Source organism: Microbulbifer sp. ABF4_148 (genome assembly GCF_056158985.1).
In genome coordinates this window covers 1,982,596-1,994,515 of sequence record NZ_JBSWUI010000001.1, presented here as the reverse complement: position 1 = coordinate 1,994,515, position 11,920 = coordinate 1,982,596, and the positions used below count along the sequence as shown (strand labels likewise).

General features: G+C 58.5%; 10 protein-coding genes. 5 read left to right on the top strand and 5 right to left on the bottom strand.

The features are described 5' to 3' along the window. Window positions 1-13: 13 nt before the first annotated feature. Window positions 14-340, bottom strand: coding sequence for a helix-turn-helix domain-containing protein (locus tag ACXAD0_RS08640; protein ID WP_475087971.1), 327 nt, complete (start codon window positions 338-340; stop codon window positions 14-16). Window positions 341-588: 248 nt separating this feature from the next. Between ACXAD0_RS08640 and ACXAD0_RS08635 the strand changes: the two genes are divergently transcribed. From ACXAD0_RS08635 to ACXAD0_RS08615, 5 genes are all read left to right on the top strand, one after another. Next, on the top strand, window positions 589-1,164 hold the full coding sequence (locus tag ACXAD0_RS08635; RefSeq protein WP_475087970.1) for an SLATT domain-containing protein: 576 nt from the start codon (window positions 589-591) through the stop codon (window positions 1,162-1,164). A gap of 156 nt (window positions 1,165-1,320) precedes the next feature. Further along, the gene (locus ACXAD0_RS08630; RefSeq protein ID WP_475087969.1) at window positions 1,321-2,376 is read left to right on the top strand and encodes an XdhC family protein; all 1,056 of its coding nucleotides are present in this window, start codon (window positions 1,321-1,323) and stop codon (window positions 2,374-2,376) included. After that, window positions 2,373-3,008 carry a nucleotidyltransferase family protein gene (locus ACXAD0_RS08625; RefSeq protein ID WP_475087968.1) on the top strand — a complete coding sequence of 212 codons (636 nt, stop codon included), beginning with the start codon at window positions 2,373-2,375 and terminating at the stop codon, window positions 3,006-3,008. The genes ACXAD0_RS08630 and ACXAD0_RS08625 overlap by 4 nt, the downstream gene beginning before the upstream one ends. Continuing rightward, window positions 2,993-3,487, top strand: a complete 495-nt coding sequence (locus ACXAD0_RS08620) for a (2Fe-2S)-binding protein (RefSeq protein ID WP_475087967.1) — start codon at window positions 2,993-2,995, stop codon at window positions 3,485-3,487. The genes ACXAD0_RS08625 and ACXAD0_RS08620 overlap by 16 nt, the downstream gene beginning before the upstream one ends. Then, window positions 3,487-5,745 (top strand): xanthine dehydrogenase family protein molybdopterin-binding subunit, encoded by a 2,259-nt coding sequence (locus ACXAD0_RS08615; protein WP_475087966.1) that lies wholly within the window; start codon window positions 3,487-3,489, stop codon window positions 5,743-5,745. Before ACXAD0_RS08620 ends, ACXAD0_RS08615 begins: the two co-directional genes overlap by 1 nt. Before the next feature lie 101 nt (window positions 5,746-5,846). Here ACXAD0_RS08615 and ACXAD0_RS08610 read toward each other — a convergent pair whose 3' ends face one another. The 4 genes from ACXAD0_RS08610 to purL form a co-directional block, all read right to left on the bottom strand. After that, window positions 5,847-6,170 (bottom strand): TfoX/Sxy family protein, encoded by a 324-nt coding sequence (locus tag ACXAD0_RS08610; RefSeq protein WP_475087965.1) that lies wholly within the window; start codon window positions 6,168-6,170, stop codon window positions 5,847-5,849. 10 nt (window positions 6,171-6,180) lie between these two features. After that, a complete protein-coding gene (locus tag ACXAD0_RS08605; RefSeq protein WP_475087964.1) occupies window positions 6,181-6,531 on the bottom strand; it encodes an iron chaperone in 351 nt (116 codons plus the stop codon). 138 nt (window positions 6,532-6,669) lie between these two features. Beyond that, on the bottom strand, window positions 6,670-7,467 hold the full coding sequence (locus tag ACXAD0_RS08600) for a carbonic anhydrase family protein (protein ID WP_475087963.1): 798 nt from the start codon (window positions 7,465-7,467) through the stop codon (window positions 6,670-6,672). 210 nt (window positions 7,468-7,677) lie between these two features. Then, window positions 7,678-11,544 (bottom strand): phosphoribosylformylglycinamidine synthase, encoded by a 3,867-nt coding sequence (purL, locus tag ACXAD0_RS08595; protein WP_475087962.1) that lies wholly within the window; start codon window positions 11,542-11,544, stop codon window positions 7,678-7,680. Window positions 11,545-11,920: the final 376 nt, after the last annotated feature.

The following is an 11,920-nucleotide window of genomic DNA, read 5'->3' as shown; positions in this document are numbered from 1 at the left end:
CAGAGATCTGCTGTTACCAGTCGGACTTGGGACGGGTCCGTTTTTGTGGTCGGCGACCACTTGCCCGCTGACGCGGCAGCCCTTTCCGTTCCGCCAGCTGCAATGGACTGAATCCCGGCTCTGGCAGCAAGCCATCAAGGCCCGACAGCTGCCCGAGCTCGCGCAGCACTGCAACCAGGCTATCCAAGCGTCCGCGTCCGGCTTCGAGCCCCTTTACGGTGGAAACAGAGAGCCCGGCCCGGCTGGCCAGCTGCGCCTGGGTCAGGTCGGCCAGCAAGCGCTGCGCACGCAGGCGCTCCCCCAACCCTTCCAAAATCTGTCGATCTGTTCTGGCGTCCATATCATTAATAGATGAAATTAAAGCTATTAGCAGCAAAATAGCCCAATTGAAGCTGCTTTTTCAACTATTAATATAAAACCAATAAGAGCTGAATTTCCATCCTTTAACCGAAAATAAGGAAATAAAAGGTGGATTTCCAGCTACCCAATAATATCCATGCCGGCACTAGGAATTACCGGCCAGTCACGGCACACTGTGGCACGCAATACACAGCATCTCCGTCAGCTCGACCAACACAAGGAAGTCCGATGTCCAGCATCCCGAATACGGTTGAAGTCCTGGAAAAGCTCCGCTGGAATTCCCACCTGTGTAAACACAGTCACTTTCGCGCTTCGATGAAAGGTCGCAATTTGCACGTACTCTGCGGTGTGCCGATCGTGATTATCAACCTGATTCTGGGCTCGCTGTTTTTCTCACTGATCAATGCTGAGCTCCCGGACTGGAGCAAGTGGACCGGCGCCTTTCTCGCACTCATCACCGCCCTGCTGGGTGGCGTGCAAACCTTTTTTAACTTTAAGAAGAATTACGAGGGGCATCGGGAAATCGGCAACGAATACCTTGCTGTCGCGCGGGAGTGCGAGCGACTGATCGCACTCTACTTCGACCGCATCCTCGACCTGGCACACCTCTCGGAGAAGATCGCCGAGCTCAACGGTCGCTATGCCGATATCAACCAGCGCGCAGAAGAGTACATTGTCTCGGACAAGGTTTACCGCGAAGCGCTGCGCATGCAAAACGCCAAGGCACAGCGAGAGCCTTCTCTCGTGCAACACGCACGAAAAAGCCAGCGCAGCGACAAAACCCAAACGGCAGAACCTGCGTAACAATCGATGGGCAGAGTGACTGGCCGGGTGTGACGACGCGCCACATGGCAGCTTGCACTTGAATAGCAACACTGAAGCGGTAGCATGAATACCCTGCGACAACCGCCCTGTGTGGCTGTACGCCCAAAACAATAACAACCATTCAGAAAAGAACACATGGCAAACCAGCTGCAGGAATTGCTAGAACTCTGGCACCAGCAAAAGCATGGTCGGGAGTGGGTGCTGGGTACGATTTTCCGCACCTCGGGCCCCTGCTACCGCAAGGCTGGTGCCATGATGCTATTCGACAGCCTCGGCAAGCATTACGGCCTGCTGAGTGGGGGCTGCCTGGAGTCCGACATTCAGCGCCATGCACAACGGGTATTGCAGACAGCCCAATCTGCCACGCTGTGTTACGACGGCAGTGACGAAGACGACTTCGCCTTCCAGCTCGGTATCGGCTGCGGTGGAACCGTTCATATCCTGTTGCAGCCCGTGCTCCCGCAAACTGATTACCTGCACCTCGATCAACTGCGCGCACACCTGCTGCGGCGGGAAGGCTGCATCTATCGTCAGAAGATCGCCGTCGATGGCGAAACCGCAAGCGCCATCGTTATACCGACCGCCGGTCGTCTACCCGCAAAAGCCACACTCATCACCGACAATGATGGCGAGTGGTTACAGACGCCCGCCGCTCCGGTGCCTCACGTACTGCTGATCGGCGCTGGCATCGATGCCCGCCCGATGGCGGAGCTTTGCCGCAGCCAGGGGTGGCAGGTCAGCCTCTGCGATGCGCGCCCGGCCAACGGCCGTGCCGCCTACTTTCCCGGATGCACACTGCATCACTGCGCGCCCTGTGAGTTGGCCGAGGTCGCGGACCTCCGTCAGTTTGATGCGGCCGTCTTGATGTCGCATAACCTGCAGATGGACGCGGATGCCCTGGAGTTGCTCACGCGGCAGCCCTTACCATCCCTGCGGTATCTCGGGTTATTGGGCCCGGCAAGTCGCCGTGATCGCGTCCTGGAGCTCGTCGGTATGGAACTGGCCGACGTCAATCGGCACACACGTTTGCATGCGCCGATTGGCCTCGATCTGGGCGGCGAATTACCGGAAAGTATTGCTCTGGCCACGTGTGCAGAAATGCACGCGGTACTGTTTGACGCGAGCGCCCGCGGATTGACCCGGGAAGATCCCATCGCTGCCTCACCGTCTTTGGTCGCAGCAAGCGGATGAATGCATCCACGCCGAATATACAGGCCATTGTACTGGCCGCCGGAGCGTCCAGCCGCTATGGCAACTGCAAGCTGCTGGAAGAAATTCACGAGCGCAGTCTGTTGCAGCACACCGTGGACACCCTGGCGGCTGCAGGCATGCACGAAGTCACCATTGTGAGTGGCGCCTGGCACGAAGCACTGGTCAGGCGACACCCCGAGTTACCGATGATTCGAAACCTGGCATGGCAACGCGGCATGGGGCAATCGATTGCGTTTGCGGCGTCCCACCTGCGCGACACAGAGCCAATGGCGGATGCGCTACTCGTGGCCCTGGCGGATCAGCCCGCTATTGCGTCCGCCGACTACCGGCGGCTGATCCAGAGATGGCGTGACGCCAGCAGGCCAGAGGCGACCATTGTGTGTAGCACTTATGCCGGACGCCGGGCAGTGCCGGCCGTATTTCCGCGCAGCTGTTTTGAACAACTGTGCGCACTCGATGGTGACAGTGGCGCACGGCACTTGCTGCGCACGCCACAAGATGCTGCACATGCTGCAGAAATCCTGGAGTACCCATTACCCGCGGCAGCGCGGGATATTGACACCCCTGAAGACTGGCGAGCCTACGGAGACCAGCCATGCAAATTACCGTAAACGGTAAGACCCGAGAAATCGATGTCGACAATGATACGCCGCTGCTGTGGGTGCTGCGTGACACGCTGCAACTAACCGGAACCAAATTTGGCTGCGGCATGGCGCTGTGTGGTGCCTGCACGGTACACGTGGATGGCCAGCCGATCCGCTCCTGTGTCACACCCGCCAGTGCGGTGGCCGGCAAGCAGATCACCACGATCGAGGGCCTCTCCGAGAAAGGTGATCACGCGCTGCAGCAAGCCTGGATCAAGCACAACGTGCCCCAGTGCGGCTACTGCCAGAGTGGCCAGCTGATGTCCGCCGCCGCGCTGTTGGCCAGCAATTCGAATCCCAGTGACAGCGACATCGACAAGGCCATGAGTGGCAACCTCTGCCGCTGCGGCACCTACCCGCGCATCAAGGCAGCCATCAAAGATGCCGCCAATGGCCTCGCCTACGATGCCGGCCCGGTAAAAAGCCAACAGGGAGGGCAAAGCTAATGGCTCAATCAATCACCCGTATCGATCGCCGTCGCTTCCTGCAAATCACCGGACTGACCACCGGTGGGCTGGTACTCGGCTCAGCATTACCCGGCTGGCAGCCGGCCTGGGCGCAGGGCCTCGCCGATAATGGCGAGCTCAACCTGTTTGTAAGTGTCCACCCTGACGATACCGTGTCCATCGTGTGCCACCGCTCAGAGATGGGCCAGGGAATTCGCACCGGCCTGCCACAGGTGGTTGCCGACGAGCTGGAAGCCGACTGGAACAAGGTCAACATTGTGCAGGGACTGGGTGACGCCCGCTATGGCAGTCAGAATACCGATGGCTCGCGCAGTATCCGCCGATTCTTCGATGCAATGCGCAAGATGGGCGCGAGCGCCCGCGCCATGCTGGAGAACGCCGCCGCTGAAACCTGGAAAGTGCCGGCGAGCGAATGCCGAGCCGTCAATCACACCGTGCAACATATACCCACCAGTCGCAGCCTGCGCTTTGGCGAGCTGGCGGAAGCGGCCGCACGCCAGCCCGTGCCCGATGAATCCACCCTTAAGCTGAAAGACAGCAAGGCGTTCCGGTACATCGGCAAACCAGTGGATACCGTCGACACGCCAGATATGGTGGTCGGCAAAGCCCTCTTTGGCCAGGACGTCGTGATCGACAATATGCTGATTGCCAGTATCGAGCGCGCGCCGGTGCTGGGATCCAAGATCGCCAAACTGGATGACAGCGCCGCGCGTAACGTCAAGGGCGTGGTCGCCATCGAGCGGCTCGATGGTGGTATCGAACCCCCACTATTCCATCCCCTCAGCGGTGTCGCGGTGCTTGCCGACAATACCTGGAGCGCGATGAAAGCCCGCAAGCAGCTCAAGATCGAGTGGAGCGACAGCAACAACAGTGAACACAACAGCGAGGCCTATCTCGCGACCCTGAAAGAACGGGTGCAACAGCCCGGCCGCACGCTGACCAGCCACGGTGACTTTGCCAGCGCACAAAGTGCCGCCGCAAAAAACCATAGCGCGCTGTATACCGCCCCCTATCTTGCCCACGCCACCATGGAGCCACCTGCTGCTACGGCAATGACCACGGACGACGGGTGCGAAGTGTGGGCCTGTGTACAGGACCCGCAATCCGTACAGCAGAATGTCGGTGGTGCACTGGGGCTGCCGCCAGAAAAAATCAAGGTCAACGTCACCCTGCTGGGCGGCGGTTTCGGACGCAAATCCAAGCCCGACTTTGTGATCGAAGCAGCATTGCTGTCACGCAAAATGAAACGCCCGGTGAAAGTGGTCTGGAGCCGCGAAGATGACATTCACCACGATTATTACCACGCGATCAGTGCGGCGTATTTCCAGGGCGCACTCGATGACAAAGGCCGCGTGACCGGCTGGCTTCAACGGACGGCTTTCCCCAGTATCGGCGGCACCTTCCAGGCAGGGGCCGATCATCCGGCATCATTCGAGCTGGATCTCGGCATGTCGGATATGCCTTACGACATTCCCAATCGCCAGACAGAAACCCAGCAAGCGGAATACCATGCACGCATTGGCTGGTTACGCTCGGTATCGAATATCCAGAACGCCTTCGGGGTCAGCAGCTTTGCAGATGAACTCGCGCACGAGAGCGGCAAGCGCCCGGATCGATTCCTGCTGGAACTCATTGGTAAAGACCGGCAAATCAATCCCAGCCAGGGCGACTATAAATACGGTAACTACGGTGAGCCCCTGGAGAAGTTTCCGGTCGATACCGGTCGACTCAAGGCGGTACTAAAACGCCTGGCGAAAAAAGCGGACCTGAATGCCAGGGGCGATCACGAAGCCGGCGAAGGGGAAGGATGGGGTATCGCGGTCCACCGCAGTTTCCTTTCCTATATCGGTATCGCTACCAAAGTCAAAGTCGCGGAAGGCAAACTGGATATTCTGGAGATGCACTGCGTCGCCGATGTGGGCCTGCCAGTGAATCCGGATCGCGTGCATTCACAAATGGAAGGGTCGATGGTGTTCGGCTTGAGCCTGGCACTAATGGGTGAAATCCGCATGGAAAATGGTGCTGTTACCAACAGCAACTTCCACGACTACCCATTGTTACGGATGCATCAGAGTCCGCCCATGACGGTGGAAATTGTGGATTCCAAGGAAGCACCGGCCGGTGTCGGCGAGCCCGCTGTGCCGCCGGTCGCACCGAGCATCACCAATGCCATTTTTGCTGCGAGCGGCAAACGGATCCGCGACCTGCCCATCAACCGGCATCTGAAATTCACTTAGGACGGTTTTACCACAGCCTGGAAACAATAAAGCCCCGCATCGGGTCCGAATGCGGGGCTTTATTGTTTCGTTTCCGATTAACGACGGATTGTCGAGAGGCCCTATTTGGGCGGTAGGGAACCCGCAAAATCCACGCCGCGGTTTACCCAACCATCCAGGTCCGCCGCAATGGCGTCCTCTTCTACATACACCATACCCTTCAGCGGGCGACCGGTGTAATCCATGGGGCGGGTATAACGTTCGCCCAGGGCGTCCTGATAATTATCGGGACCAACCCGAACCATCAACTCCTCACCGACCACGCCACAGGCCATATGGCCGTTCAGCATAAATGCGAGACCGCCAAACATTTGCTTCTCCGTCAGCCCTTCATTGGGCTGAAGTAGCGTACGGACTTTCTCTGCCAGATCCTCGTTGTAAGCCATTGCGGCCTCCTTAATCATCCTTGTTAAATGCTGATGCCAAAACCGGCCCCAGGTCCGCCCAGGCGATCTCATCGCCGTCACGAAAATTGATACATCCAGTACCGTGCTTCACCTTGGGATGGATATCGAGATAGGACTGGATGTGCTCGCGCGCACAGGTATAGAGTGAAACGTAATTTTTCTGGCTGGCCACCGCAATCCAGCCTTTGCCAAACTCATACGTGGGCATCTTGTACTTGAGGGAAACCTGCGCCGAGGGGAAATTTTCGATAATAAAACGGTGCAAGGCCTCCACCCGCTCTTTGCGCTGTGGTGAAAGCCCGGTGGTGTAATCGGCGAACGGTTGCTGATCCTGCACCATATCTAAAAAGTTATTGTGGCTAACCTTTTAAGTGTAGCAGGAAATATGCAAATTGCTGGCAGCCGGAGTATCGGCGCACCAGCAGTAGTGAGAGAAAGAAAACTCCAGCGCACTGCGCCAGATGGTGCGACAGCCTGACTAGCTAGCCCTTGGCAAAACCTCCATCCGCCCATCACTGAGGTGATAGATGGCTCCTACCGCTTTGATTTTGCCTTCATCTTCCATTTTTTTCAGCACGTTACTGGAGCGGATTTTTTCGAGTGTCTGGTTCACATTAGTGCGCACCACCAGATTAACAAATTCCTCATTGTTACCGGTACGCTCCCCATCGTAGGGTGTCGCTGCGACCGCAGGCTGAATCGCTTCCACCAGACGGGTCACGTTTTCTAGCTTCACTCGGTTGATCGCACCCTTCACTGCACCACAGCCTGTGTGTCCCATCACCATGATGACTTTTGCCCCCGCCACTGCGCAGGCAAACTCCATACTGCCAAGTAACTCAGTGCAAAAAATGTTACCTGCCACTCTGGCGTTAAAAGCATCACCAATGCCCATATCCATCAGGATCTCTGCCGGTGCCCGCGAGTCCACGCAGCTCAGGATTGCCGCCGCAGGATACTGCCCACCCGCCGTCGCACGCATTTGTGCCAGATAATCCTGCCCCTTCATATTGCCGGTACGAAAACGCGCGTTACCAGCCAACATCCACGCAATGATCTCGTCCGGGGTCATTTTGTTCCGCTTCTCGCGGGTCAGGGCGCTCGCGTGGCCAGTTCGACTGTCCATCCCCAAACGCTCGCGCACCCCGATACCCGCCTGGCTTGCCCCCAGCCCAGCAGCTCCAGCACCCAGCGCCACCAACCCCTTCAGCCAGCGCCTGCGACTACTGCGGTCTGTAGTGGGATTCTGCTGCAAGTGATTGTGATCTGACGACATGACTCGGCACCTTTACTGAAACCAATAACTGTTCAAGCCCTCTTTCAGTAAAGACTATTTTCATGCCGTTGACCTGCCCTCAGGCCACCATGGCTCACAATCGACACCATGTTCAAACATCATTTTCCGATGCCTGACCAGCCTGCTGCGGACATAAAAAAGCCCACTCAAAGAGTGGGCTTTTCGTTGATCAGCGAGGAGACCAACCGATTAATCAACGAAGACCCGCGCATTGCGGAACAGGCGCATCCAGCCGGAATCTTCCTGCCAGTCGTCCGGATGCCAGCTGTTGCTGACCGTCCGGGCAACACGCTCCGGGTGCGGCATCATGATGCTCACGCGACCGTCCTCGGAACACAGGGAAGTAATACCATTTACCGAGCCATTCGGGTTGGCCGGATAAGTCTCGGTAATTTGCTGGTGATTGTTCAGGTAGCGCATGGCAATGGTGCCAGACTGCTCACAGGCTTCCAGTGCCTGCTGGCTGGCAAATTCCACCCGACCTTCACCGTGGGCGACGGCCACCGGCATGTAGCTGCCGGCCATCCCCTTGAACAGGACAGACGGCGATTCCTCCACACCCACCAACGCGAAGCGCGCTTCATATTGCTCAGACAGGTTGCGTACAAAACGCGGCCAGTGGTTGGCACCGGGAATCAATTCCTTGATGACAGAGAACATCTGACAGCCGTTACACACCCCCAGGCCGAAGGTATCTTTGCGGTTAAAGAAACCTTCAAATTGGTCACGCGCGCGCGGGTTGAACAGAATCGTCTTGGCCCAGCCCTCACCAGCGCCCAGTACATCGCCGTACGAGAAGCCACCACAGCCCACCAGGCCTTTAAAGCCATCGAGGGTAACGCGGCCAGCGAGAATATCGCTCATATGCACGTCCACCGCATCGAAACCCGCGCGGTGGAACGAGTGCGCCATTTCGACCTGGCTGTTCACACCCTGCTCGCGCAGGATCGCAACCTGCGGGCGTACCCCTTTACTGATATACGGTGCGGCAACATCCTCGTTGATGTCATAGCTGAGGTGCGCGGACAGACCTGGATCAGTCTTGCTGATCGCAGCGAATTCCTGCTCGGCACACTCGGCATTGTCACGCAGGGACTGGATCTTGTAGCTGGTCTCAGACCAGATACGCTGCAGGTCAGCGCGTTCGCGACTGAAGATCTCGGTACCGTTGAAGGTAATGCGCAGACGGCCGTGATTGTTCAGTTCACCAATCTGGTGAGCCGGCACACCGGCAGCGGCAAACTGGCCGACCATCATTTCCGCATCACAGGCAGGTACCTGCAGCACCGCACCCAGTTCTTCACTAAACAGTGCCGCCAGCGGGTTCTCACCCAGCTCGTAAATATCAACATCCACACCGACGCGACCGGCAAACATCATTTCTGCCAGGGTGACAAACAGACCACCGTCAGCGCGGTCGTGGTAGGCAATGACCCGGTCATTCTGCAGGGCGTCCTGCACAACGTCGAAGAAGCCCTTCAACGCTTTGGCGTCATCCAAGTCCGCCGGCACATCACCAAGCTGGTTGTACACCTGCGCCAGGCAGGATCCACCCAGGCGATTCTGACCAGCACCGAGGTCCACCAGAATCAGCGCGCTCTCACCCTTGTCGGTGCGCAGCTGCGGTGTTGCCGTTTTGCGTACGTCGATCACCGGGCTGAATGCAGAGATGACCAACGACAGCGGTGCGGTTACCGCTTTGTCTTCACCCTCGTCATTCCAGGCGGTGCGCATGGACATGGAATCCTTGCCCACCGGGATGGTGATACCCAGCTCCGGACAGAGGTCCATACCAATGGCCTCCACGGTACGGTAGAGCTTCTCTTCTTCGCCCGGATGGCCAGCGGCACACATCCAGTTGGCCGACAGTTTGATGTCAGACAGCTGTGCAATCGGGGTACAGGCGATATTGGTGATGGCTTCTCCCACCGCCAGACGACCGGAGGCCGGGGCATCCAGCAGCGCAACTGGCGTGCGCTCGCCCATCGACATCGCCTCACCGGCGTAGCTGTCATAGGCCACGGTGGTAACGGCGCAGTCCGCTACCGGCACCTGCCACGGACCCACCATCTGATCGCGGGAAACCATGCCGGTTACGGTGCGGTCGCCAATGGTGATCAGGAAGTTCTTGCTGGCAACGGTTGGCAGGCGCAATACGCGATCCGCCGCTTCATTCAGGTCAATGCCTTTCGTCTCGAAGGTCACCTTTGCCACGTCGCGTTTGGTGGCCTCACGGTGCATACGCGGCGGTTTGCCAAACAGCACGGTCATTGGCAGGTCCACCGGCTTGGCTTCAAACACAGTGTCGTTCAGCAGCAGGTGTTTCTCTTCGGTGGCCTCACCCACTACTGCGTAGGGGCAGCGCTCGCGCTCGCAAATTTGTTCGAAGCGGGCCAGATCTTCCGGCATGACCGCCATGACATAGCGCTCCTGGGATTCGTTACACCAAATCTCCAGCGGGCTCATGCCCGGCTCATCGCACGGCACATTGCGCAGTTCAAAGCGGCCACCGGTGCCACCGTCTTTGACCAGCTCCGGGAAGGCATTGGACAGACCGCCAGCACCCACGTCATGGATAAACGCGATCGGGTTCTTGGCGCCCAGCTGCCAGCACTGGTCAATCACTTCCTGGCAACGTCGCTCGATTTCCGGGTTCTGGCGCTGAACAGAGGCAAAGTCCAGATCCTCGGAGCTGGAGCCACTTGCCATACTCGACGCGGCACCACCACCCAGGCCGATCAGCATCGCCGGGCCGCCCAGTACGACCAGCTTGGCTCCGGGCTGGAACTCGGGCTTATCAATATGCTCTTCGCGGATATTGCCGTAGCCACCGGCCAGCATGATCGGCTTGTGGTAGCCGCGGCGTTCGCCAGCAAAGTTTTCTTCAAAGGTACGGAAGTAACCACAGATATTCGGGCGGCCGAACTCATTGTTAAACGCGGCACCGCCAATGGGGCCCTCGATCATGATGTCGAGTGCCGTCACGATGCGCTCGGGCTTGCCATAATCGGCTTCCCACGGCTGTTCAAAGCCCGGAATCTGCAGGTTGGAAACGGTAAAGCCTGTCAGGCCCACCTTGGGCTTGGAGCCCCGGCCCACAGCGCCCTCATCACGGATCTCACCGCCGGCACCGGTACCCGCCCCCGGGAAGGGCGCGATCGCGGTGGGATGGTTATGGGTCTCCACCTTCATCAGCAGGTGAATGGCTTCGTGGCTGAAGCCATAGGATTTGGTCTCGGGATCCGGGTAGAAGCGGCCCGCCTCAGAACCGGTAACGACCGCTGCGTTATCCGCATAGGCAGACAGTACGTTCTCACCACCCTTCTGGTAGGTATTGCGGATCATGCCGAACAGGGAGTGCGGCATTTCCTCGCCATCGATGGTCCAGCTGGCGTTGAAGATCTTGTGGCGGCAGTGCTCGGAGTTCGCCTGGGCGAACATCATCAGCTCCACATCGGTGGGGTTGCGCTCCAGCTCCTCGAAGCTGGTGACCAGGTAATCGATCTCGTCTTCAGCCAGCGCCAGGCCCAGGGTCACATTGGCCTGCTCCAACGCACCGCGGCCACCATCGAGGATATCGACCGTGGTCAGCTCGCGCGGCTTTTCTTCGACAAACAGCTGCTCAGCTTCATCAAAGCTGGCGAATACGTTCTCCACCATACGGTCGTGCAACGCGGCGGCCAAAGCCTCTCGTTCAGCCTGGGTTAATTTCACGCCGGTAACGTAGTAGGCCATACCGCGCTCCAGCCGCTTGACCTGCTCGAGTCCGGCGTTGTGGGCGATATCGGTGGCCTTGGAGGACCAGGGAGAGATCGTGCCGGGGCGCGGCACCACCAACAGCAGCTCGCCTTCCGGGGCATGCTTCTCCTCGGTGGGGCCGTACTGCAGCAAACGCTCTAACAGGGCGTGCTCGCGCTCGGCCAGTGCCGGAGAGTCGGCAAAGTGCACGTATTCAGCGTAGATATCGCTGATGGCGGGCTGAATACCGCGTAGCTGGCTGAGTAATTTTTGATGGCGAAATTTCGACAGTGCAGGAGCACCACGCAGTACTAGCATCGCGGGAGTTGGCCTCTTGGTCTGAAATTAGGTCCGCGCGGCCGGTTTCGGCGCCGGGACCGGAATTGGAGCGGGCGCAATTGTACCCGAAGCTCCGCGCCATCGACACTGCCTTGAGCCGCGATCTGTAAGACGCGGCAGGAAGGGCTGAACTCGCTTCTGGATCCTGGTGTCGAAGTGGCCTTATGCGCCAATTTTGCCGGCCACCTCCGAGGAGTTTAGCCGGCTCTACTAGACTTACAGCGTGGCTGCAAGCGATTGGCTCTCGGTTCAAACAACCGCCAATGAGCAATTTATCGCCAGATGGGGTAGAATCGGCCACCTTTTGTCGACACCCGAGCTCAGGAAGAGCCCCGTCGACCGCTGCCAGAGCCAG